The sequence below is a fragment of the Streptosporangium lutulentum genome (assembly GCF_030811455.1).
Lineage (GTDB): Bacteria > Actinomycetota > Actinomycetes > Streptosporangiales > Streptosporangiaceae > Streptosporangium > Streptosporangium lutulentum.
The window spans coordinates 3504465-3526225 of record NZ_JAUSQU010000001.1; the positions used below are offsets into that span (position 1 = coordinate 3504465).

The 21761-nt window shown below is 70.5% G+C and carries 18 protein-coding genes; 11 read left to right on the top strand and 7 right to left on the bottom strand.

The annotated features are described in order from the left end of the window. Positions 1-14: 14 nt before the first annotated feature. Positions 15-1520: an L-arabinose isomerase gene (araA, locus tag J2853_RS15670; protein ID WP_307558568.1), complete on the bottom strand. Its 1506-nt coding sequence runs from the start codon at positions 1518-1520 to the stop codon at positions 15-17. After that, a complete protein-coding gene (locus J2853_RS15675) occupies positions 1517-2185 on the bottom strand; it encodes an L-ribulose-5-phosphate 4-epimerase (protein WP_307558570.1) in 669 nt (222 codons plus the stop codon). The genes araA and J2853_RS15675 overlap by 4 nt, the downstream gene beginning before the upstream one ends. A 591-nt stretch (positions 2186-2776) precedes the next feature. Between J2853_RS15675 and J2853_RS15680 the strand changes: the two genes are divergently transcribed. The 9 genes from J2853_RS15680 to J2853_RS15720 all read left to right on the top strand — a co-directional run bounded on the left by J2853_RS15680 (position 2777) and on the right by J2853_RS15720 (position 12988). After that, a complete protein-coding gene (locus J2853_RS15680) occupies positions 2777-3187 on the top strand; it encodes a histone-like nucleoid-structuring protein Lsr2 (protein WP_307558572.1) in 411 nt (136 codons plus the stop codon). Positions 3188-3449: 262 nt separating this feature from the next. Further along, positions 3450-4685 (top strand): RNA-guided endonuclease InsQ/TnpB family protein, encoded by a 1236-nt coding sequence (locus tag J2853_RS15685; RefSeq protein WP_307558573.1) that lies wholly within the window; start codon positions 3450-3452, stop codon positions 4683-4685. 58 nt (positions 4686-4743) lie between these two features. Next, the gene (locus J2853_RS15690) at positions 4744-7194 is read left to right on the top strand and encodes an AfsR/SARP family transcriptional regulator (RefSeq protein ID WP_307558575.1); all 2451 of its coding nucleotides are present in this window, start codon (positions 4744-4746) and stop codon (positions 7192-7194) included. Next, positions 7092-7451: a hypothetical protein gene (locus J2853_RS15695; RefSeq protein ID WP_307558577.1), complete on the top strand. Its 360-nt coding sequence runs from the start codon at positions 7092-7094 to the stop codon at positions 7449-7451. Before J2853_RS15690 ends, J2853_RS15695 begins: the two co-directional genes overlap by 103 nt. Positions 7452-7461: 10 nt before the next feature. Continuing rightward, on the top strand, positions 7462-8793 hold the full coding sequence (locus J2853_RS15700; RefSeq protein ID WP_307558579.1) for an FAD-dependent monooxygenase: 1332 nt from the start codon (positions 7462-7464) through the stop codon (positions 8791-8793). A gap of 633 nt (positions 8794-9426) precedes the next feature. Next, the gene (locus J2853_RS15705) at positions 9427-10521 is read left to right on the top strand and encodes a cellulose binding domain-containing protein (RefSeq protein WP_307558581.1); all 1095 of its coding nucleotides are present in this window, start codon (positions 9427-9429) and stop codon (positions 10519-10521) included. A gap of 121 nt (positions 10522-10642) precedes the next feature. Further along, positions 10643-11041: a GntR family transcriptional regulator gene (locus tag J2853_RS15710; protein ID WP_307558583.1), complete on the top strand. Its 399-nt coding sequence runs from the start codon at positions 10643-10645 to the stop codon at positions 11039-11041. Then, the gene (locus J2853_RS15715) at positions 11038-12000 is read left to right on the top strand and encodes an ABC transporter ATP-binding protein (protein ID WP_307558584.1); all 963 of its coding nucleotides are present in this window, start codon (positions 11038-11040) and stop codon (positions 11998-12000) included. Before J2853_RS15710 ends, J2853_RS15715 begins: the two co-directional genes overlap by 4 nt. 13 nt (positions 12001-12013) lie before the next feature. Further along, a complete protein-coding gene (locus J2853_RS15720) occupies positions 12014-12988 on the top strand; it encodes an ABC transporter permease (RefSeq protein WP_307558586.1) in 975 nt (324 codons plus the stop codon). 231 nt (positions 12989-13219) lie between these two features. On the opposite strand, the gene J2853_RS15725 is transcribed toward J2853_RS15720, so the two are convergent. Beyond that, a complete protein-coding gene (locus J2853_RS15725; RefSeq protein WP_307558588.1) occupies positions 13220-13765 on the bottom strand; it encodes a ferritin-like domain-containing protein in 546 nt (181 codons plus the stop codon). 142 nt (positions 13766-13907) lie between these two features. Here J2853_RS15725 and J2853_RS15730 point away from each other — a divergent pair, with 142 nt between their 5' ends. Both J2853_RS15730 and J2853_RS15735 read left to right on the top strand, forming a co-directional pair. Then, positions 13908-14984 (top strand): YihY/virulence factor BrkB family protein, encoded by a 1077-nt coding sequence (locus tag J2853_RS15730; RefSeq protein WP_307558589.1) that lies wholly within the window; start codon positions 13908-13910, stop codon positions 14982-14984. A gap of 152 nt (positions 14985-15136) precedes the next feature. Further along, positions 15137-17257 (top strand): tetratricopeptide repeat protein, encoded by a 2121-nt coding sequence (locus tag J2853_RS15735; protein ID WP_307558591.1) that lies wholly within the window; start codon positions 15137-15139, stop codon positions 17255-17257. A gap of 89 nt (positions 17258-17346) precedes the next feature. On the opposite strand, the gene J2853_RS15740 is transcribed toward J2853_RS15735, so the two are convergent. From J2853_RS15740 to J2853_RS15755, 4 genes are all read right to left on the bottom strand, one after another. Next, positions 17347-18144 (bottom strand): hypothetical protein, encoded by a 798-nt coding sequence (locus J2853_RS15740; RefSeq protein WP_307558593.1) that lies wholly within the window; start codon positions 18142-18144, stop codon positions 17347-17349. A gap of 259 nt (positions 18145-18403) precedes the next feature. Next, positions 18404-19270 (bottom strand): carbohydrate ABC transporter permease, encoded by an 867-nt coding sequence (locus J2853_RS15745; RefSeq protein WP_307558595.1) that lies wholly within the window; start codon positions 19268-19270, stop codon positions 18404-18406. Further along, on the bottom strand, positions 19267-20295 hold the full coding sequence (locus J2853_RS15750; RefSeq protein ID WP_307558597.1) for a carbohydrate ABC transporter permease: 1029 nt from the start codon (positions 20293-20295) through the stop codon (positions 19267-19269). The genes J2853_RS15745 and J2853_RS15750 overlap by 4 nt, the downstream gene beginning before the upstream one ends. A 42-nt stretch (positions 20296-20337) precedes the next feature. Continuing rightward, a complete protein-coding gene (locus tag J2853_RS15755; protein WP_307558599.1) occupies positions 20338-21633 on the bottom strand; it encodes an extracellular solute-binding protein in 1296 nt (431 codons plus the stop codon). Between the last annotated feature and the right edge of the window lie 128 nt (positions 21634-21761).

A 21761-nucleotide genomic window follows, 5' to 3' on the forward strand; every position in this document is an offset into this window, starting at 1 on the left:
GGATCGGGAGCCTCTCAGAAGCCCTGGGCCAGGCGGTAGTACGCCTGGTTCCAGCGGATCTCCTTGGCGAACTCCCGGATCTTGGTGTCCGCGTCGATGACAAGAAGCTCGACACCGACCATGTCGGCGAGATCGGCGAGCTCCTCGACGCCGACGGCGGCGGAGAGCACGGTGTGGTGCGGGCCCCCGGCCGTCAGCCACGCCTCCGTGGAGGTGCGCAGGTCGGGCAGCGGCTTCCACACCGCACGGGCCACCGGGAGGTTCGGCAGCGGCTCGGTGGGGGCGACCACCTCGATCTCGTTGGCGACCAGCCGGAACCGGTCTCCCATGTCCGCCAGGCCCACGACCACCGCGGGACCGGGCTCGGCGTCGAAGACGAGCCTGACCGGGTCCTCCCGGCCGCCGATGCCCAGCGCGTGGATCTCGCACGAGGGCACGCCCTCGGCGATGGACGGGCACACCTCGAGCATGTGGGCGCCGAGAATGCGCTCCTGCCCCGGCTCCAGGTTGTAGGTGTAGTCCTCCATGAACGACGTCCCGCCGGCCAGCCCGGCGGACATCACCTTCAGCGTGCGCAGCAGTACCGAGGTCTTCCAGTCGCCCTCGCCGCCGAAGCCGTAGCCGTCGGCCATCAGCCGCTGGACGGCCAGGCCGGGGAGCTGCCGCAGCCCGCCGAGGTCCTCGAAGTTCGTGGTGAACGCGCCGAAGCCGCCGGAGACGAGGAAGTGCCGCAGGCCGAGCTCGATCCGCGCGGCGTAGCGCAGCGAGTCGTGCCGGTCCCCGCCGGAACGCAGTTCGGGCACGAGCCGGTAGGTGTCCGCGTACTCGCCGACCAGCGTGGTCACCTCGTCCTCGGCGACGTCGTCGACCGCCGCCACCAGGTCGTTGACGCCGTAGGTGTTGACCGACACGCCGAACCGCCGCTGAGCCTCCACCTTGTCGCCCTCGGTGACCGCGACGTCACGCATGTTGTCGCCGAACCGGGCCAGCCGCAGCGAGCCCAGCTCCGCGCGCCCGGCCGCCGCCCGCGCCCACGCGCCGATCCGCTCCGCCACCGAGGGGTCGCTCACGTGCCCGGCGACGGTCTTGCGGGGCACCCCGAGCCGCGACTGGATGTAGCCGAACTCCCGGTCGCCGTGCGCCGCCTGGTTGAGGTTCATGAAGTCCATGTCGATGGAGCTCCACGGCAGGGTCACGTTGGCCTGCGTGTGCAGGTGCAGCAGCGGCGTCCGCAGCGCGTCGAGCCCGGCGATCCACATCTTCGCCGGCGAGAACGTGTGCATCCACGCGATCACGCCGACGCACGCGTCCGAGCTGTTCGCGTCGAGGCAGACCCGACGGATCGACTCGGCGTCGGTGAGCACCGGCCGCCACACCACGCGGACCGGGACGCCGGAGGCGTCGTTCAGGGCGTCGGCGATCTGCCGCGACTGCTCGGCGACCTGGCGCAGAGTGTCATCGCCGTAGAGTGCCTGGCTTCCCGTGAGGAACCAGATCTCGCGCTCTTCGAGGGACTTCACCTGTCGACTCCTTGCCCGTAGACGTTCTGGTAGCGGTCGTAAAGCTTGTCGATGTCCCCCGGCGCGATCGTGAGGGTCTGGCCGAGCTGCCGCGCGATGTGCACGGTCCGGGCCACGTCCTCGCACATCACCGCGGCCTTGACCGCCGCCTTCGCCGAGTCGCCGATGGTGAACACCCCGTGGCTGCGCATCAGCACGGCGGGCGAGCGGTGACCCGACAGGGTCTCGACGATGCCCCGGCCGATGTCGTCCCCGCCGATCAGCGCGAACGGGCCGATCGGGATCTCCCCGCCGAACTCGTCGGCCATCGCCGTCAGCACGCACGGAATGGCCTCGCCCCGTGCCGCCCACGCGGTCGCATAGGTCGAGTGGGTGTGCACCACGCCGTTGACCTGCGGCATGTTCCGGTAGACATAGGCGTGCGCGAACACGTCGCTCGACGGCTTCAACCCGCCGTCCACGGGTTCGCCGTACAGGTCGCACAGGACCATCGAGTCCGGCGTCAGCTCCTCGTACGGCAGGCCGCTCGGCTTGATGAGCATCAGCTCCGCGCCGGGGACCCGCGCGGAAACGTTGCCCGCGGTCCACACGACCAGCTCTGAGGCGACAAGCTGCCGGTGGTGCTCCGTGAGTTCCTCACGGAGCCGGGTAAGGGGTACGGTCATCGTCTCCTCGCTCACTAACCTATCGCTTGCTTTTGGTTGCGCTAGTGGCCATGACATGGGCCGATCCGGCGCGGAGGGATCCCATGAGACAAGCGCCTTTCTGGTGACGAACGACTGCGCGGGCGGGCACCGGGGCCGTCTCGGAGGGCGATCTCCGATCCGGTGGCCCGGCTGTTGCGCACACTGGGGCATCTGAGTGTTTGCGATAACAGCCCAAGGTGTCAAGCCCAGATCTCGCCCTCCCGTATAACCGCATTTTTCCTGTTAAAAAGGATGGGGTTCTTGACCGAATTCAGTGATAGCGCTAACACTCACTGCGTCAACTCCGTCCCTGTTACGGGAGCACCTCCCCTTCACCGCGACCGCCGGGAAAGAGGCCGTGAACGCACGGCCCGTCGCCTGCGTCGACTCCGCCGCCCCGCCCCCGGCGCGGCGGCCTCGACGGCCGGCGGCGCCCGTCCCCGCCCGGACCGGCAGGGCCCGGAAAGGGCCGTGGATCGACAAACAACAGACCAAGAGCATGATCGATCCGGCCGGAAGCGGCATGATGCCACGGGCGACACCGATCAAGATCCATGGGAAGGACGGCAGATGGCGCAGAAGGTGATCCTGGTTGACGACCTCGACAACTCCGAGGGATCCGACGTGATGCGCAGGGAGTTCCCGCTGCTCGACCGGACCTTCGCCATCGATCTGTCCGACGGCAACCAGCAACGGCTCTGCGACGCCCTGGCCTTCATCGAGAGAATCCTGGAGAGGTCCCGCGAGGTCAAGCAGGCCACCCGCTCCAGGAAGGCCGTCGACACCGCGCCCCGGCTGCGCGGGTACACCAACACCGACGTTCGCGAATGGGCGCGCGAGCAAGGGCTGGAGGTCTCCCCCCGCGGAAAGATCACCGACGAGGTCCTCGACAAGTTCGTCGCCGCCCATCCCGACGCCCTGCCGGAGGAGCAGGAGGCCCCCGGCGCGGAGGGCACGCACGGAACACCGCCCGAACTCTGAGTTCGGGGGCGGGCGGAGAGGCGCCGGACCCGGCGCCCCCTCACCGCTCGTCCCGGACGCCTGAGCGCGCTCGAACCGGCCCCGGCCGTCTCCACCCGCCGATCCGCATGGGGAACAATCGACGCCATCGGGTTTGCGCGGAGGGTACCGCCTGCTTCAGCCGGCGGGTGAATCCGCGCCCTTTCTCCTCGAACGCGCATGCCGGGCACACCAAAAGTGATACAACCAGAACAAGCATTCGAGTTGAAGAAGCGGGGGTGGGATGGGGGTGCGGCGTTCGTTTAAGTTCCTGCTCCGCCCCACCACCCATCAGCAGACCGCGCTGACCGCGTGCCTGGATGACCACCGCGACCTGTACAACGCCGCGCTGGAGCACCGCCGGACCGCCTATCGCAAAGCCGGGGTAAGCGTCCGCTACGCAGATCAGTCGGCGGAGTTGAAGGACATCCGTGCGGCCGACCCGAACGGTCAGGGGCGCTGGTCGGCGGGCTCACAACAGCAGACGTTGCGCCGCCTGGATCGGGCGTTTGCCGCGTTCTTCCACCGGATCAAAGCCGGGCAGACACCCGGCTACCCGCGCTTCAAGGGCCGGGGCCGGTTCGACACGATCGAGTGGCCCGCGACGAAGAACGGCGCCACCTGGGACTCCACGCCGCACGACCCCACCGCCACCCGCCTTCGCCTGCTCGGCATCGGACACCTCCGCGTTCACCAGCACCGGACCGTGCGCGGCACGGTGAAAACGATCAGCGTGAAACGCGAAGGCACCCGCTGGTACGTCATCCTGTCGTGCGACGACGTGCCCGCCGAGCCGTTGCCCGCCACCGGCCGCCAGGCCGGGTTCGACATGGGGATCGTTCACTTCACCACGGCCTCCGAACCGATCGAGGGTGTGACCGACGGCCAAGGGCACGTCGCCAACCCGCGCTATTTGAAGACCGCAGCCGACCGGATCGCCGCCGCGCAGCGGGTATACGCGCGCACCCGGCGCGGGTCGAAACGGCGTACCAAGGCCGCCCGGCAGATCGGGAGGTTGCACAGGAAGGTCGCCCGGCAACGCGCCGATCATGCGCACAAGACGGCGCTGGCTGTGGTGCGCGCCTGCGATGTGATCGCGGTTGAGGATCTGCGTATCGCGAACATGACCAAAGCCCCTGCCCCCCGACCCGATCCTGAGCGGACGGGTGCATACCTCCGCAATGGGTCGGCGGCCAAGGCCGGGTTGACCACAAGCATTGTGGATGCGGGTTGGGGGGTGTTCCTGACGATCCTCGCGAGTAAGGCTGAAAGCGCCGGCCGCGAAGTGATCGCGGTGAATCCGGCCAACACCTCCCGCACGTGTCCCGCCCCCGGGTGCGGGCACCTGGCGAGGGAGAACCGCCTGACCCAGGCCGATTTCGTCTGTGTCGTCTGCGGGTACACTGCGAACGCGGACGTGGTCGGCGCGTTGAACGTCAAGAGGATCGGGCTGGTCCTTCGCGACACCCGTGAGGGTTAGCGAGAAGCCCCCTCGTTCACGGGGGAGTGGAGTCACGCAGTTCGGCATCCTCGGGCCGTTGGTCGTCCGCTCCCCCGCCGGTGAGGCGATCGCCGTGGGCGGCCCCCGGCCGCGCGCCCTGCTGGTGATGCTGCTGCTGAACGCCGGCCGGGTGGTCGGCATGGAACAGCTGATCGACGGCCAGTACGGCGACGCACCGCCCGCCGGCGCCGTCAACGCGGTACAGGCCCAGGTGTCCCGCCTGCGCCGCAACCTGCCCCCGGAGCTGATCGAGTTTCACGCGAGTGGGTACCGGCTCGCGATCGACCCCGGCGATGTCGACGTCCACCGGTTCGAGCGGCTCGCCCGCGAAGGGCGGCGGCTGATCTCGGCGGGCCGTCACGCCGTCGCCGCGGAGCCGCTGCGGGAGGCGCTCGATCTGTGGCGGGGGCCCGCCCTGGCCGACCTGCCCTTCCGGCAGGCTCAGGTGGCCCGGCTGGAGGAGCTCCGGCTGGCGGCGACGGAAGACCTCATCGAGGCGGAGCTCGCCCTTCCCGAGGGCAGTCCGGTGGCCGAGCTGCGGAGGCTGGTGGCCGAGCATCCGCTGCGGGAGCGGCTCAGCGGGCAGCTGATGCGCGCCCTGCAGGCGACGGGACGTCAGGCGGAGGCGTCGGCGGTGTTCGAGAAGGTCCGCCGCCTGCTCGCCGAAGAACTCGGCGCCGACCCCTCGCCCGAACTCGCCGCGGTCCACCTGTCCGTCCTGCGCGCCGAGCGGCCGGCGCCCCGGCAGCGGCTCGCGGCGCAGCTCACCAGCTTCGTGGGGCGCGAGCGGGAGCTTGAGCGGATCGACGCGCTGCGCGACTCCCGGCTGATCACGATCACCGGTCCCGGCGGCACCGGTAAGACCCGGCTGGCGATCGAGGCGGCCGGACGTACGCGAGGCGAGGTGTGCTTCGTTGACCTCTCCCCTCTCGACCGCGGCGACCAGGTGCCCCAGGCGGTGCTCGGCGCACTCGGGCTGCGCGAGGTCGCGCTTCAGTCGTTCCCGTCACCACGCGCGCCCGACCCCGCACAGCGCCTGGTGTCGGCGCTCGCCGACCAGGAGCTGATGCTCGTCCTCGACAACTGCGAGCACGTGATCGCCGCCGCCGCCACGCTGGCCCGTGACCTGCTGAGCGCCTGCCCGAGGCTGAGCGTCCTGGCCACCGGTCGCGAACCCCTCGGCATCGTCGGCGAGACGCTGGTGTCGCTGGCCCCGCTCGCCGTCCCGTCACCGGACTCCCCCGCGTCCGACGCACCGGCCTATCCGGCCGTGCGGCTGTTCGCCGACCGGGCGGCGGCCGTACGGCCGGAGTTCGAGGTGGGGCAGGGCAATGCCGAGGCGGTCACCCGGATCTGCTCGGCCCTGGACGGGCTGCCCCTGGCCATCGAGCTGGCGGCGGCGCGGCTGAGGTCGTTCACCGTCGAGGAGATCGACGCGCGCCTGGCCGCGAACGACCGGTTCCGGCTGCTGTCACGCGGCGACCGTACGGCGGCGGCCCGGCATCGGACCCTGCGCGCGGCGGTGGAGTGGAGCTGGGACCTCCTCACGGCGCGGGAGCAGACGCTGGCCAGACGGTTCGCCGTGTTCGCGGGAGGCGCCTCCTCGGAGGCGGTCGAGGCGGTCTGCGAGGTGGAGGGCGCCGCCGAACTGCTGGCCGATCTGGTGGACAAGTCGCTGATCGAGATGGGCGGCGGCCGGTACCGGATGCTCAACACGATCTCGCTGTTCTGCGCCGAACGGCTGGCCGAGACCGGAGAGCGCGATCACCTGGCCGCCCTCCACGCCCGGTACTTCCTCGGCCTGGCCCAGCGCGCCGATCCCCACCTTCGCCGGTCCGAACAGCTCCTCTGGCTGGCCGGGCTCTCCGCCGATCACGGCAACCTGATGGCCGCGCTGCGCTGGGCCGTGCCGAACGACCGGGAGACGGCGCTGCGGCTGATCACCGCGCTGGCCGCGTACTGGTGGCTGAGCGGGCGGCACAGTCACGCCGGCGAGGCGGCCGCCGAGCTCCTTGAGGCGACCGCCCGGCCGGTCCCGGGACTGGAGGAGGAGTACGTCATGTGCGTGGCGCACGCCGTGCCACGGGCGCTGCCCGAACACTGGGCGCGAGCCAGAGCGATCATGCGGACGTGCTGGGACGTCGGGCCGAGGGGCTGGTGCGCGAGGGTCATCTCGCCGCCGCTGCCGCCGACTACCGGAGCTCCGGGGAACTCGCCCGGAAGGCGGGCCGGCCAGGCGTGCCCGCATCGGTCGATGTGGGGCTGGGGGAGATCGCCCGGCTCGAAGGCGACCTGGCCGAGGCCCGGCGCCGGCTGGAGACGGCCCTGCACGCCACGGAGTCCTCGGAGAGCGGGATCTTCGGCGCCGAGGGAGCGCGGGCACAGGTGCTCACCGCGCTGGGCCGGCTGGCCGAGGCCGAGGGCGAGATCGCCGAGGCGCGGCTGCGCCATCACGAGGCGCTGGCCGCCGCGCGGAGGTCGCCGCTGACGACGGATCTGGCCGACGCCGCCGAGGGCCAGGCCGGAGCCGCCCTGCTGACGGGGGCGGGACAGCGGGCGGCGCTGCTGCTCGGTGTGGCGGTGGCGCTGCGCGGTATGGCGGTGGCCGGCGACCCCGACGTCGCCCGGATCGCCCTGGGCGCCCGCGATCTCGTCGGCCCGGAGGCGTTCGCGTCGGCGTTCGCCCGCGGGGCCGCGATGCGCCGGCAGGAGGCGTTGACAGTCTTCGACGGCGAGGACGCGTAACTGTCAGCCGGTGGTCGATGAGCTGTCAGCGGCCCTCGCGAAGCTCGTGACCATGAAGAACACCACCGTCCTCATCTCCGGTGCGAGCATCGCCGGCCCCGCACTCGCCTACTGGCTGAACCGCTACGGCTGCACCGTCACCATCGTCGAGAAGGCGCCCGCGCTGCGCGCCGGTGGCCAGGCCGTCGACTTCAAGGGCGCGACCCACCTCACCGTGCTGGAACGCATGGGGATCCTGGAGGAGGTACGGCGGCACCGGACCGGCGGGACCGACCAGACCATCGTCGACGCGAACGGCAGGAAACTGGCGGTCATGCCCGGCGAGTTCTCCGGTGGAGACCTGGAGATCCTCCGCGGTGACCTCGCCGCCCTGCTGTACGACAAGACCTCGGAGAGCTGCGAGCACGTCTTCGGTGACTCCGTCACCTCGCTGACCGAGACGGCCGGCGGCGTGCACGTCACCTTCGAGCGCGGCGTACCGCGCACCTTCGACCTCGTGGTGGGCGCGGACGGCATCCATTCCAACGTGCGGCGCCTGGCCTTCGGCCCCGAATCGGAGTACGTGCGCTTTCTCGGCTACCACTACGCCCTGGCCCACCTGGACCTCGACGTCGGTCCCGACGCCGTGATGTACAACGAGCCGGGCAGGCTGGCGGCGGTCGGCGGCCCCAAGGCGCCCGCGTTCTTCGTTTTCGCCTCCGAGCGGCCGGACTACGACCGCGACGACGTCGACCGGCGGAAACGGATCCTGATCGACGCCTACCGGAACGCGGGCTGGCGGATCCCCGAGCTCATGGACAGGGTGCCCGGCGCGCGCGAGTTCCATCTCGACTCGATCAGCCGGGTCGAGATCGACCACTACGCCAGTGGCCGGGTGGCGCTGATCGGCGACGCCGCCTACGGCAACACCCTGGCCGGCTTCGGCAGCGGACTGGCCATCGTGGGCGCGTACGTGCTGGCCGGGGAACTGGCGGCGGCCGGCGGCGACCACCGGGTGGCGTTCCGGAAGTACGAGGAGGCGTTCCACGGCTATGCCAAGGTGGCCAGGCAGGGCGGTGCCGGCCGTTTCCTCGCCCCGGCGACGCGGAGAGGGATCAGGATGCGGAACCGGCTGTTCAAGAACAGGTTCCTGTTCCAGGCGATGATGAGGCTCACCGACAGGTTCGCCACGGACATCGAGCTCAAGGACTACACGGCGACGTCGTTCGCCGGGTCCTCGGCCTCCGCCGACGCCGGAAATCGCGGCGGGGAGTCCGAAGCGCGCGTCACGACCGGTCTCCTGGACGAGCGAACGGCGACTCCCCCGCAGCCGAAGACGGATTCCGTCATCGACGGCGACTGAGAACCGGCCCGGTTCCCGGATATGCCCGGCGAGCCGGCCGCCTCGCGGTAGGAGGCGCGGATGGTCTCCCGGCATCGCCGGTATTCGTCGTCGTCGATCTCGCCGTTGGCGAACCGCCTGAAGAGCCGCTTCTCCTCGGACGAACGACCGGAGCCGTGCGGGCCGTTCGGGTACGAGTGATGGATCAGAACGCTGACACCGCCGAGCATCAACACCGCGAACAGGACGTCGAAGGCCACGAACAGGGCCTTCCAGCCGTTGATGTCGTAGAGGTGCACATACATCAGCGTGGTTCCTCTCGTGATGTCGGGGTGACAGGTGATCGGCGGGCTTCGAGGCTTCCGTGGTGATGCCCGTGGATTCATCGTCGGTCATGCGAGCTCTTTCAACCAGGACAGGCTTCACCCTGGGTTGCCCGTTCCTGGGTGTGCGGCAACCACCTTCGCCGTTCGGTCGCGACGCCGGACCGGGGCCGCGGCCCCTGCCCTCCGCGCCGCCGCCGGGGGCGGGATCGCTGAAAATTACACCCCTGCGGCCCTCGACGCCGCAGGTCGGCGCCTTCGTGACGGGCCGATGGCTTCCCGCTCCGCGGGGAGCCGCCTAGCATCGGGCCGACTACGGCGGGAGCGGACGATGCGGCGGACGACGCACGGGAGCAACTCGGTTCTGACGGTTCTGGTGGCGATGGCCGCGACCCTCGGATTCCTTCTGGCGGGTACGGCGGTGCCGGCGCAGGCCGCGGCCATCCGGATCATGGCACTCGGCGACTCGATCACCGGTTCGCCCGGGTGCTGGCGGGCCATCCTGTGGAACCGGCTCGCGAACACCGGCCACACCGACATCGACTTCGTGGGGACGCTCCCGCCCCAGGGCTGCGGCCTCGCCTACGACGGGGAGAACGAGGGTCACGGCGGGGCGCTGGTCACCGGCGTCGCCGACCAGAACCAGCTTCCCGGCTGGCTCTCGGCGACCCGGCCCGACATCGTGATGATGCATTTCGGCACCAACGACGTCTGGAGCAACCGCCCGACCGCGACCATCCTGTCCGCCTACGGCAAGCTGGTGGACCAGATGCGGGCGAGCAATCCCGACATGAAGATCCTGGTCGCCCAGATAATCCCCATGGATCCCCCCACCTGCGCCGAGTGCGGGCAGCGGACGTCCGCGCTCAACGCCGCGATCCCCGGCTGGGCGGCGGCCAGGACCACCGCGCGATCACCCGTCGTCGTGGTCGACCAGTGGACGGGCTTCAGCACCGCGGCCGACACCTACGACGGGGTGCACCCCGACGCGTCGGGCGACCAGAAGATCTCCGACCGGTGGTTCCCCGCCCTGACCGCCCTGCTCGACGGCGGCCCGACCGTCCCGCCGACCCAGCCCCCGACGCCGCCCGTCACCCCCACCCCGACTCCCACCGTCCCGCCCCCGGCGGGTGGCTGCACGGCCGTCTACAGGACCGCCAACCAGTGGTCGGGCGGTTTCCAGGGCGAGGTGGTCGTCAAGAACGCGGGTACCGTCCCGATCACCGGCTGGGCGACGAGCTGGACCTTCCCCGGCGGGCAGATCAGCCAGGCGTGGAACGCCACGCTCACCCAGAGCGGATCGGCCGTGACCGCGCGGAACGCCGCGTGGAACGGCTCCCTGGCCCCCGGGGCGACCGCGACCTTCGGCTTCATCTCCTCCGGGACCGGCTCCCCCGCACCGCAGATGTCCTGCACGACCGGCTAGGGATCCCCGGATCCGGTCCGCGCGCCGGGCTCCGCGACCGGAAGGCCTCTTCGAGCGAAGGGCCGGTTTGACGAAGATCGCGGACATCCATACCCTTTTACTAATCTAATAGTGAAAGGGTATGGCGGTGATCAACCTTCAGCTCGACCCGGGCTCCGGTGTGGCGACCTATCTGCAGCTGGTGCATCAGGTCAAACACGCCCTGCGGCTCGGTGTGCTCATGCCGGGCGATCAGCTGCCGACGATCAAAGAGGTCGTCGCCGACCTCGCGATCAATCCGAACACGGTGGCCAAGGCCTACCGCGAGCTGGAACGCGAGGGCCTGGTCGTCGGCCGGCCCGGGCTGGGCACGTTCGTGCAGCGATCCCTGGGCGGCGGGTCCACGGCCGATCACACCCGGCTGCGCCGTGATCTCGCCCGGTGGCTGCGCGACTGTCGTGAGGCGGGGCTCGACCCGGACGACATGGAGGCGTTGTTCACCTCGATGCTCAGCGATTCCCTCCGGGAGGAGACCGCATGACAGCGGATCGGACGGTACGGCTGTTCGGCGACGGATCCGGTGAGTTCGCCGCCCCCGCGCAGGGCCCGGCGGCCCTGGAGTCCACGGGACTCACCAAGCGGTACCGGGGCACGTGGGCGTTGCGCGACTGCTCGTTGTCCGTCCCCGCCGGCCGGGTGGTCGCGCTCGTCGGACCGAACGGCGCGGGCAAGTCCACATTCCTGCACCTGGCCGTCGGTCTGATCACACCCACTCGTGGAAGCGTGCGCGTCTTCGGCGAACCGGTCGGGCAACGGGCGGCCGCCCTCGCGCGGGTGGCGTTCCTGGCTCAGGACAAACCCCTCTACGATGGCTTCACCGTCGCCGAGATGCTCCGCTTCGGACACCATCTCAATCCGGGCTGGGACGACGCCCTGGCCCGGCAGCGGCTGGCGGAGCTGAACATCCCGTTGAACCGCAGGATCGGCAAGCTCTCCGGAGGTCAGCAGGCACAGGTGGCGCTGACCGTCGCCGTGGCCAAGCGGCCGGATCTGCTGGTCATGGACGAGCCGCTGGCCAACCTCGACCCGGTGGCCCGGCACGACGTCATGCGCTCCCTGATGGCGGCGGTGGCCGAGACGCGGATGACCGTCGTGCTCTCCTCCCATGTGGTGTCCGACCTGGACGGCACCTGCGACTGGCTGGTCGTGCTCAACCGCGGCCAGGTCCAGGTCAGCGGCGACATCGACGAGCTGCTCACCGCTCACCGGATGCTGTCCGGCCCGGCCGGGTCCGCCGACGCGATGGCGGCCCGGATGCCGGTGATCAGCGACAGCCGTAGCGAACGGCAGGCCGCCCTGCTGGTGCGCACCGGCCCGGGGGCGCCGTCGCACGACCCCCGATGGAGCGCCCGCGGCGTGAGCCTGGAGGAGCTGGTACTGGCCTACCTGCGCCGTCCCGACGCCACCTCGCTGCCTCGTCCGGCCCTGACCGGTTACTGATCTTCAAGGAGACATGGAAGTGTTGTGGCTTACCTGGCGGCAGCATCGCACGCAGGTGCTCGTCACCACGGCGCTGCTGGCCGTTCTCGGCGTGACCCTGCTCGTCAACGGCCTGAGCGCGGCCGGGTTCGCCGCCCAGAACCCTCCGCCGGCGACTGACTGCATGTCGGACGTGTCCGCCTGCGTCACCTATACCAGGGGGATGATGGGGCTGATGTGGTCGGTGGGTGACATCCTCGCGCTGCTTCCGCTGCTGGCCCCGGCGATGATCGGCGCTTTCTGGGGCGCCCCGCTCCTGGCCGGGGAGTTCGAGCGCGGCACGCACCAGCTGACCTGGACCCAGTCGGTGACGCGACGCCGCTGGCTGATCGCCAAGATCGGCGGGCTCGGCGCCGCCGTCACGCTCGGCGGGCTGGCACTGGGCGCCACCGTGAACGCGTGGCTGACCGTCTTCGACGCTCCCGCCTTCCCCGTCAACTACCTCGGCCAGAGCTGGTTCCGCCTGGTCGGCGTCCTTCCGGCGGTGTGGTGGCTGTCGGCGTTCGTGCTCGGCGTGGCCTTGGGCGCGCTGTTCCGGCGGACCCTGCCGGCGATGGGGGTGACCCTGGCGGTGTGCGCGGTGGTGTTCTTCGGACTCCGCGTGGCCCCGCCCTTCTACGCGACTCCGGAGCGGGCCGTGCAGACCACCGTCGCGGGTAACTCCGTACCGGATGACTCCATGATTGTGGACGACTTCTGGACGGACGGAAGCGGCACGAGGCTCACCTCCCAGAATGTGGAGCTCGCGCTCGCCGTCCCCTGCGGGACGGACCCGGGAACCACGGAGTACGCCACGTGTTCGTTCCGTCAGGGTTATCGGCAGACGGTGGAATTCCACCCCGAGAGCAGGTTCTGGCGGTTCCAGTGGACCGAAGCGGGGATCCTGCTCATCCCCACCCTCGCTCTGGGTGGCATCGTCGTCCGGCGCACCCTTCGGCCCCGCATCTGAGACCGATCACCGCCCCATCACGGCGGCGGCGCCGTCCACGATCACGGTGAGGCTCCGGTCACCCTCGGCGCCCGGTGTCCCACCCGCCGGGGGAATCGAGAGGGTCACCGTCGAAACCGCTCGCGTCGATCGGCCGGCTCGCCGCCGGGACCGAGACGCCGGGACCGAGACGCCGCGTCGGCCGGACGCCCGTACGGCTCACCTCGCCGTACGGGCGTCCGGCCGCCGGGCTCAGCTCTTGAGAGCGCCGGGGAGCCTCTCCAGCAGGGACTTGAGGTCGTCGGCGTGCTCCTCCTCCTGGGCGAGCAGGTCTTCGAAGATGCGCCTGGTCGTCACGTCGTCGTCACCGAGCCACTTGACGATCTCGGTGTAGGAGGCGATCGCGATCCTTTCCGCGATCAGATCCTCCTTGACCATCTCGATCAGGTCGAGGTTGTCGTCATATTGCGCGTGCGAGCGGGCGGTCAGGGTGTCCGGATTGAAATCGGGCTCGCCGCCGAGCTGCACGATGCGCTGGGCGATCCGGTCGGCGTGCTCCTGCTCCTCGGCCGCGTGCTCCAGGAACTCCGCGGCCACCGCCCCGGCGTGGATCCCGGAGGCGGTGTAGTAGTGGCGCTTGTATCGGAGCACGCAGACCAGCTCGGTGGCCAGCGCCTCGTTGCACACCTGGATCACCCGAGGAAGGTCACCGCCATAGGCGGACGTGATCGGCCCCCTGTCGATCTCCTCACGGGCTCGTGCTCGGATCTCCTTGATATCTGTCAGGAATTCAGCCATGCCCCTCCCCTACCCCGATTTTCGGAGACATCAAGTGTTCGCGGTCGCGGAGCAGGAAGGGACTTCCCTGTTCGCACCATCGCTTTTCGGGTAGCAGGTGCTTGATATGGGCACCGCGACGAAAGTTCCGCAGACACGGAGCATGAACGGTGAGGAGCTTTCCGCCGACCACGCGTGGGACACCCTGCGCAAGTACGGCCGCTGGCATCTCGTCCGTGACTCCTTCACACGATTCAGGTACGGCGACGGCCTGACCAACGCACGGGCACTGGCCTTCCAGATCTGCCTCTCGATCATTCCCGGCGCCATCGCGCTGGTCGGGCTGAGCGCGATGGTCAACCAGCGGCAGCTCGGCAAGGTGCTGGAGCTGACCCTGAGCCGGCTCGCGCCGGGGGCGGGGGTCGAGGCGGTCAGGGACGTGCTCGCCGACAGCCACCGGCAGGCGGGCCACACCGGGGGCGCTGTCGCCCTGTGGCTCGGCCTGATCACCGCGCTGGTCTCGCTGACCAGCGCCATGGCCCAGGTGGAACGCGGGGCGAACCGCATCTACGGCGTCGAACGCGATCGCCCGTTCCACCGCAAGTACGGCAGGGCCCTGCTGATGGCACTGTCCGCGGGCGCCTTCATGACCGTCGGCTTCACCGTGATGGTCGGTGGCGGGGCGATCGGGCGAGCCCTCGCCCAGGTCTACGAGTGGGGTGACGGCGCGATGGAGGCCTACAACCTGGTGCGCTGGCCGCTCGGGTTCCTCCTCGCGCTGCTGTCCGCCTCGGTGCTGTTCCGCGCCGCCCCCCGGCGAAGACAGCCGGGCCACACCTGGCTGGCGTTCGGGGCCCTGGTCTCCATCGCCCTGTGGACGGTCTTCACCCTGCTGCTGGCCTTCTACATCGAGAGCAGCGGCACCTTCGGCGCCACCTACGGCCCGCTCACCGCCGTCATGGCGCTGCTGCTGTGGTCGTTCCTGAGCTCGATCGCGCTCTTCCTCGGCCTGGCCTTCGCGGCGCAACTGGAGGCGTGCCGCGGCGGGAGCGCGGGGCCCGTCACGCCGGACCCCGGCCCCACCGCCGAGGAGGAACGGGAGCCGCTGGTGGGGGCCGCGGGCACGGCGGTCATCACGGCCGTACGAAAGCTGCCGGTGGCGGCCGCGGGCACGGCGATCGTCTCGGCCGCACGGAGACTGCCGGACCTCCTGCGCCGCCGGCCGGGCCCGGGGAGCTAGTCTCCGCCCGCCCGACGGCGGGACGACGTGTGACTCCCCTACCGGAGAACCCACGAAGGCGGTCAGACCCCCTTGCGACAGTCAACTCCTGCCCTTATGCTGCGCCGAACCATAGTGAAATATATTCATATGCAGTGAATCAGGGGTGAAAGGTGTCGGCGCAGGAACGCAGGCTCGCCGCCATCGCGGCGGCTTCGGCCGACGCCTTCCGGCACGGCGACTACCACCAGGTGCGAGCCGAGGACGTCGCGGAGCGCGTACGGCTGCCCCGGGGCGGAGAGCGTGAGCGGGGACGCAGCGCCGTCTGGCTGTACAACGAGGTCAGGAGCCGCCGCGTGCTCGTGGCCCTGGCGGTCAAGCACGCGTTCGACGAGTTCACCGCCAGCGACACCGTCCTCGCCGGCGAGGCCGCCGGCGGCCGGGACGCCGGGCCGCCGCGCTCCCTGCTCGACGCCCAGAGACCGGTCACCGCGGCGCTGCGCAGGGTGGCCCGTTTCCACCAGGTGGAGCGCTTCATGCTCGACCAGGTGCGCCTGGGGATCGGGGACATCTCGACGTCGGAGAAACGCCTGTCCGCGAGCCAGAGCCAGCCGTCGTGGGAGGTGACGGAGGTCTACGGCGCCACGGCCGCCGGCGGGTGGGACGGCCGCGTCACCGCGTACGCGCAGTATCTCGCCCCCCGGCTGGAACGTGCCGCGCTCGCCGTCTGCGTCCCGCCCGCCGGCTGGGCCGGGGCGAGCGCCGAGCGCCTGTCGGAGCTGGCCTTCCGCTCGATGACCGACGATCCCGAGGGCCCGGTCGACCATCAGGCGTCCGCGCTCTCCGCGCACTGGTTCGCCCGTGACCTCGTCCCGCTCGCCGGCGAGTGGACCGAGCGGTTGCTTACGGCCGAGCGGGGCGCCGAGCTCGCCGGACGCGCCGGCGACCGTGCCCGGGCGCACGCCCTCGAGGTGGTCTTCCAGGTCCTGCTGGACGGCCCCCTGCTCGCGCGGGCGGCGGAGGTCGGCGGGGAGCTGACGGACCTGCTGGCCGACGACCCCTCCGAACGGCGGGCCCTGGGCGACGTGACCGGCAGGCGGGGGCTCGCCCTGCTGCGCCTGGGCGACCTACCTGCCGCGAGAGCCTGCTTCGAGCACTCCCTGCGGGTCGCGGACGAGTTCCCCGCGCCCGACGGCGCGAGTTCCCACCACTCGCGAGCCGAGCACAACCTGGCCGAGGCGCTGGTGGAGGACGGCCGGCCGGGCGAGGGGTTTCGCGCGCTCAAGGACATGTACGGCAGGCAGGCCCGGGGCGTCTCGGCGACGGAGATCTCCCCGGCCTGGCGGCGCCTCACCCTCACCCATCAGGCGATGGCCAGGGCCGCCTCCAGGGCAGGGCGGACGGTCACCGGCGTGACCCTCGCCGAGGCGGTGCTGGCCGATCGGGAAGAACGCCTCGGCCAGGACAACGTCAACACGGCCTCGGCCGGGGTGACGCTCGCCGAGGCACTGCTCACCGCGGGCCACCCCGCACAGGCACGGCACCACCTGACCGAGGCGCTCCGGCTGCGCGCGCGGCAGCTGACGCCCGAGGGGTACTGGCCCCAGTACGACATCGTGCGCCTGGCGGAGATCGAGCTGACGGCGGGGTCTCCCGCGCAGGCCGTACGGCTGCTCACCGATGTCGTCGTCACCACCGAGTGGTTCGCACGGCAGGTCTCCCCGAAACTCCACGCCGAGGCCGCGCTGGTCCGCTGCCTGGCGCTCACCGCGTCGGGAGAACCGGCCCAGGCACTCGCCGGTCTTCGGTCGCTGCCCCCCGACCGGGCGACGCGGCGCGCTCAGGCCGCCGCCCAGCTGGCCCTCGGCGACGCGACGGCCGCGGCGCGGACGCTCACGGCCCTCGCCGAGACCGAACGCGACCTGGACGACGACTTCCCCGGCCAGGCGGAGAGGCTGCTCCTGACCGCCAGAACCGCACACGCGCTGGGGCGCGACGGCGAGGCGGAGGCGGCGAGCGCCGCGCTCATCTCGATGGGCGGGGAGTCCGTGGACGCCTGCCATCCCCTCGTCCTCGCGGGACGGCTGAACCTCGCGCTCCTGCGGGTGGGCGCGGGCCGGGTGGACGAGGTCTCCTCGCTGCTCGCGCCGCTGCTCGACCGGCGTCCCCTGGCCCACGGCCGCGCGTCGCTGAGCGACGGCCATCCTCTCCTGGCCGAGGCGAGATCCGTGGCGATCCGGGTGGGAGAGGCGCCGCCGAGCACGCCGGAAGACCGCCTCTGGGAGGACGGCTGATCAGGCCCGCCCTCTGGGAGGACGGCTGATCAAGCCCGCCGCGACCGGTCGTCGTGTCCCGGGCTCATGCCTGCGGAGCGGGGAGAGGGTCACGGAGAGTCTCCCGACGGGTGGAGCGGATCGTCTGGAACGGTCCATTCGATCTCCTCGACGGAGTGTTTTCGCAGGAGGGCGAGTCCGTGCTCGCCGAGCACGCGGCGGGTCCACTCGACGGTCTCGCCGACGTCGGAAGCCGCCCCTCTCCGTAGCAGCCTTCCCAGAGTGAACGCGGTCTCGTACGTGGCCGGATCCCCCTCGGGGAGGCACGGGAGTGCCCGCGCGAGCAGGTTCGCGGCGTCACAGCGGTCGGTGCCCGTGGCGTCCGGACGGCCGGAGCGCAGGGCCAGCGCCGTGCCGAGCCGGTAGCGCAGATACAGGGCGGCCCGCTCGTCGTCGTCGCATCCGTCGAGGGCCGCCCGCAGCCGATCGATCGCGAGATCGAGGTCGTAGGGCACCCGCCGGTCCTCGTGCCGGCTCAGCAGCAGTTCGGCGAGGGCCGCGTGATCGGCCGCGCTGAACCAGGCGTTCTCCGAGCGAAGGTCGTCGGCCTCGGAGAGCATGGTGATGGCGACGTCCCGATCGGCGGGATCGCCGAGGACCTCCCAGCGGACCTCGTGCGCCCGGCCCACGAGGGAGAAGGACCACTGCCCGCAGTCGTGGGCGAGGAGCCAGCCCGCGTGGTCGGCCGCCTCGTCGAGATCATCGCGGCTCGCACCACCGAGGCCGTCCTCGGCCGTGCACCGTCTCAGGAGCGCGTCGACGAGGGCGCGGCGCCACTCGGGCTCACCGTCGGTGCCGGTCATCTCCGCCCGCTGGGCACGCAGCCATGCGATCTCATCCCCTGCCATGCCGGCTCTCCCTTCGCGGACCATACAAAACTATATATAAATAATCACCTCCGACTTGTGGCAAATAAAGAACTGTTCCCGGGAAAGACGGGAGGCAGCGATCGAGCGGGCATCGACGGGTCCGGGTGCCGCGTTCCCGGAGCGGAGGGAGTGGCCCCGTCGATGCCCGCGGTCTTCGTCCCGCCCCGGCCGTGCGCGCCGCCCCGGCCTCCGCCAGGGTCGGGACGGCGCGCACGGTCGGGCCGGGAAGCGTGATGGATCAGCCCTTCGTCGCCCCGGCCGCGAGTCCGCCGATGAGATGGCGTTCGGCGATGGAGTAGAACCCGAGGGCGGGCAGCATCGCGAGGACGACGTAGGCCAGGACCCGCGCCGTGTCATCGGAGTACTGCCCCTGGAACTGCTGGACCCCGACCGGGATGGTCCACAGGTCCGGGTCGTTGAAGACGACCAGCGGCAGCATGAAGTTGTTCCAGCTGGCCACGATCGCGAGCACGGACACCGTGGCGAGCGCCGGCCGGGCCATCGGCAGGAGGATCCGCCAGAAGAACCCGTAGGCGGTGCATCCGTCGAGTGTCGCCGCCTCCTCGACCTCCCTCGGGATGCTCCTGAAGAAGGTGCGCAGGACGATGATCGTCACCGGCAGGCCGAAGGCGGCCTGGGGCAGGATCACCCCGAGGGGGTTGTCCAGCAGGCCGAAGGTCCGCAGCAGGATGAACAGGGGAAGGATCGCCACCGCGAAGGGGAACATCAGCCCGACGGAGAAGAGCGTGAAGATCAGTTCCCTTCCCCTGAAGGCGAAGCGGGCGAAGACGAACGCCGCCAGTGCCGAGACGCTGACGACGAGGAGCGTCGTGCTCACCCCGATGAGCACGCTGTTGCCGAGCGGGCGCCAGAAGGAGGAGGAGACGAAGAGGTCGGTGTAGTTCGAGAAGACCCACGGCGAGGGCAGCCCGAAGGGATTGGCCGTCAGCTGGGCGTTGTCCTTGAAGCCGCCGAGCACGCCGTAGACGATCGGCACGACGATGAACGCCCCGAGCACGATGACGATCGCGTGCAGGATGAGACCCCGGAACCGCGCGCCCGGCCGCCGGCCGGGCGCCTTCGCCCGGGCGCTCCGCCCGGTCATCGCTGGTCTCGCATAACGGTGATCGCTCCTTCGGTGTCACGGCGCAGGACGTATCGCTGGTAGCCCAGCGCGAAGACGAGGCTGATGAGGACCATCACCACGCTGATCGCGTTGGCGTAGCCGACCTGGTAGCGCTTGAAACCCTGCTGGAACATCGTCACGGCCATGGTCTCGGAGCCGTGGATGGGTCCTCCCTCGGTGAGCACCCACACCAGGTCGAAGAGCTGGATCGCCCCGATGACGGCCAGGAAGACGCTGATGCGGATCGTCGGCCCGAGCAGCGGCAGGGTGACGTACCAGAACGCCTTCCAGCCGCTCGCCCCGTCGATCTCGGCCGCCTCGGTCAGCTCCTTGGGGATGCCCTGCCGCCCCGCCAGGTAGAGGATCATGTGGAAGCCGAAGTACTTCCAGGTCATGACGAGGAACAGCGAGTACAGGACCAGGGACGGGTCCGCGAGCCAGGTCGCCGCCAGGTTGTCCAGTCCGACCAGGCTCAGGATGTGGTTCGCCAGGCCCCGGGTGGGCGAGAAGACCATCGTGAACAGGACGGCCGTGATGACCTCGGACAGGACGTAGGGCGCGAAGAACACCACCCGGTACAGTGCACGGCCGCGCATGCGCTGGTTGAGCAGCAACGCGATGGCGAGGGCCAGCGGCAGCTGGATCACCAGGGAGAGGACGATCAGGATCAGGCCGCGCTGGAGGTCGCCGAGGAAGACCTTGTCCTCGAAGAGCCGGACGAAGTTGTCCAGCCCCACGAAGTCGGTCGGCAGGCCGCCCAGCCCGTTCCACTTGAACAGGCTGGTGTAGGCGGCGATGACGATCGGCGCGAGGACCAGCAGGCAGAACAGCACCAGTGCCGGGAGCAGGAACAGCGTGATCGTCACCCAGCCGCGGCGCCGTTCGCGCCGCCGGCGCCGATCGGGCGTGCCCGCCTCCTTCGTGGCCGCGCGGGACGCCGCCGCGTCCCCCGGCCGCTCGCCGGCCGGGGGGCTGAGCTCGGACACGCCTTTCGGTGCACTCATCGTTCGCGCTCGTCCCCTACTCGTTCCTCGCCCGGTCACCCGTCACTGGTTCTGCGCCGTCTCGGTGATGGCGTCGGTGACCTCCTTGGGCCCGAGCGTCCCGGCGATGAGTTCGGCCACGCTGTCGTTCACCTGCTGTCCGACGGCGGGCGGGTAGGCCTGATCGAGGTAGAGCTGGAATCCGGCCGCCTTCCCGAGCTCCGTGGACACCGAGGCGAGCTTCTCGTCCTTGATGGCGTCCTCGGCTCCCTTGACGATCGGGAGGAACGCCCCGGTGGCCACGACCTTGCGCTGGTTGTCGAGGTTGGAGATGAACTTCAGGAAGTCGACCGCCTCCGGCGGCGCGTCCTTGCCGACGGCGAACCCGCCGCCGCCCCCGAAGGCGTCCGACGGGTCACCCTTGCCGCCTTCGACCGCGGGGAAGGGGAAGAAGGCCAGGTCCTCGCCGATGCCGTCGGGGGTGCCCGACGCGTCGCGCTGGACCGTGGGCGCCCACTGACCCATCAGTTCCATGGCCGCCTTGCCTCCGCCCATCAGCGCGGCCTGCCCGTCGGGCACGCCGTACCCCGCGCCGAGGAAGCCCTTCTGGAAGGGGTCGAGGTCGACGAGTTCCTTGAGGCGCTCGCCGGCCTGCACGAACTCGGGTGCGGTGAAGGTGGCGTCGGCGCCCGCCTGCTTGAGCGCGGGAAGGCCCGCCACGCGCATGGCGAGATAGGCCCAGTAGTAGTGGCCCGGCCACTTGTCCTTGCCCCCGAGGGCGATCGGGGTGATTCCCGCCGCCTTGAGTTTCTTGACGGTGTCGAGGAACGCGGTCCACGTGGTCGGTGTCTCGGAGATGCCCGCCTTGGCGAACAGCGCCTTGTTGTACCAGAAGCCCACCATGCCGACGTCGAACGGGACCGCGTAGGTCTTGCCGTCGAACTGGTAGGGCTGCACGGAGGCCGGCGTGAGCGTCCCGACCCAGGGGGCGATGTCGGCGGTGATGTCCTTGGCCAGCCCGGCGTCGATCTGCTGCTGCAGCACGCCGCCGCCCCACGTGTTGAAGATGTCGGGGATCGAGCCCGACTGGGTGAGCGTGGTCAGCTTGGCCTTGTACGCCTCATTCTCCAGGGCCGTGATCTTGATGGTGACGCCGGGGTGCGCCTTCTGGTACTCGTCGGCCAGCGCCTGCCACACGGGCAGCATCGGCTCGATGTTCTGGATGTGCCACCACTCGATCGTCTTCGAGGCGGCCTGTCCGGTTTCGCCTCCGCCGCCTCCGCCCTCGCTTGCGCAGCCCCCCAGGAGCAGCGCGGCGGCTGCCAGCAGCGCCACGCTCCGTCGACCTAACGAGATCACGATGATCCCTTCCTTTTCGATGGAGATGTCCAGGTTGTTTTGGTAACCCTCATCGGTGCCGTCCGGCCGGGAGCGGACGCGTGACGCGCGCGCTCTCACGTCGCGGAGCCCGTTATCGGCTCATCACC

Bases quoted from the DNA above. Each gene is read 5' to 3' on its own strand.
- J2853_RS15710 (WP_307558583.1), top strand. From the start codon at position 10,643: ATGGCGGTGATCAACCTTCAGCTCGACCCGGGCTCCGGTGTGGCGACC.
- J2853_RS15680 (WP_307558572.1), top strand. From the start codon at position 2,777: ATGGCGCAGAAGGTGATCCTGGTTGACGACCTCGACAACTCCGAGGGA.
- J2853_RS15725 (WP_307558588.1), bottom strand. From the start codon at position 13,765: ATGGCTGAATTCCTGACAGATATCAAGGAGATCCGAGCACGAGCCCGT.
- J2853_RS15720 (WP_307558586.1), top strand. From the start codon at position 12,014: ATGGAAGTGTTGTGGCTTACCTGGCGGCAGCATCGCACGCAGGTGCTC.
- J2853_RS15685 (WP_307558573.1), top strand. From the start codon at position 3,450: ATGGGGGTGCGGCGTTCGTTTAAGTTCCTGCTCCGCCCCACCACCCAT.
- J2853_RS15745 (WP_307558595.1), bottom strand. From the start codon at position 19,270: ATGACCGGGCGGAGCGCCCGGGCGAAGGCGCCCGGCCGGCGGCCGGGC.
- J2853_RS15740 (WP_307558593.1), bottom strand. From the start codon at position 18,144: ATGGCAGGGGATGAGATCGCATGGCTGCGTGCCCAGCGGGCGGAGATG.
- J2853_RS15730 (WP_307558589.1), top strand. From the start codon at position 13,908: ATGAACGGTGAGGAGCTTTCCGCCGACCACGCGTGGGACACCCTGCGC.
- J2853_RS15715 (WP_307558584.1), top strand. From the start codon at position 11,038: ATGACAGCGGATCGGACGGTACGGCTGTTCGGCGACGGATCCGGTGAG.
- J2853_RS15675 (WP_307558570.1), bottom strand. From the start codon at position 2,185: ATGACCGTACCCCTTACCCGGCTCCGTGAGGAACTCACGGAGCACCAC.
- J2853_RS15705 (WP_307558581.1), top strand. From the start codon at position 9,427: ATGCGGCGGACGACGCACGGGAGCAACTCGGTTCTGACGGTTCTGGTG.
- J2853_RS15750 (WP_307558597.1), bottom strand. From the start codon at position 20,295: ATGAGTGCACCGAAAGGCGTGTCCGAGCTCAGCCCCCCGGCCGGCGAG.